The organism is Micromonospora sp. NPDC005324, from assembly GCF_040607155.1.
GTDB lineage: Bacteria > Actinomycetota > Actinomycetes > Mycobacteriales > Micromonosporaceae > Micromonospora > Micromonospora trifolii.
The window spans coordinates 1-1,137 of record NZ_JBEXGE010000135.1; the positions used below are offsets into that span (position 1 = coordinate 1).

General features: G+C 67.6%; 1 protein-coding gene. It reads right to left on the reverse strand.

Translation table 11 applies throughout. From position 1 onward, the window contains the following. On the reverse strand, positions 1–717 hold a 717-nt coding region (locus ABZS40_RS36775; RefSeq protein WP_354949371.1), incomplete at its 3' end, for an ISAs1 family transposase. Positions 718–1,137: the final 420 nt, after the last annotated feature.

Here is a 1,137-nt window from a genome sequence, read left to right on the forward strand (position 1 = left end):
CGTTTCGGCTGGTCCAGGCGGCGTCTGCGGCGGCGGATCTGGATGGCCTGGGCGGCGTTCGGGAAGTCGATGCCGGTGGAGATGCTCAGGATCTTTGCAGCTGCGGATCTCGCGGCGGCCGTGTCCGCGGTCGGTGTCACGGGTGGCGTCGGGGACTGCCCGCCAGGGCAGTGCGGTGAGCTGGGCGTGCAGATGGGGCTGGTTGCCTTTGACGGTCAAAATCCAGTGCGCGCCGCGTTCGGCGAGGTAGGTGACGTGCTCGCGCTGGCAGTGCAGGGCATCAGCGGTGACTACGGTGTCGCGCAGGACGCTGATCTGGTCGAGCAGCGGCGCGAACCGGGTGATCTCGTTGGTCTTGCCGTCGACGTCAATGCTGGCCAGGACCACACCGGTGGCTTGGTCGCAGGCGGTCATCACATGCCGGGCACGGGTGTCGGTGGTGAGGGAGCCGCGCAGGGTCTTGCCGTCGACGGCGATCGCCCGGCCGGCCGTCGAGGTGGTGATGGCCCGGCCGGCGAGCCAGACACTGATCGCCGCGGTCAGGAGTTGTGGGTCCATGGCCTGCAGCAGTCGACGGATCATCGCCTCCGATGGGCGCCGATCGGCAGTCATGCCCAGGGCGAGAGCCGTCGTGGCCGGAACGTCGGCGACCCATTCAGCGATCGCCGCGTACGAGCGGTAGCCGGCGACCACAGCACACACGGCCACGGTGACCACGACCGTCAGCCGGTGCCGGACACCTCGCCTGGCGCGTGGATCAGGCAGACCAGCGAGTGCTTCGGGCAGCCCACCGGCGGTTTCGACAACGGTCAGAGCCGTGCGCAGGACAGGGACGAGATCAGCGATGATGGCAGCGCGGGCATGACTCACTTCGGACGATCAGCATGGCGTAGAGAACCTTGATGATCTTCCGAACAGGTCAAGCCCGTCTTGCTGCCACCAACAGCGGCGCTTCTACTCCAAGCCTCACAAGTCAGACATCGTCACGACTTCGCCGGGGCCCTGGTGCCGCGCGGCAGGGCAATGGGTGACGATGTGCGATGTGCGGCGTAGCTCGATCGGGTCGGAGCAGCAGGCGAGGATGCCGCAGCCGCTTGCCGGTCGAATAAGCGGCGGCATGGGTCGCGCAGGAAGTGG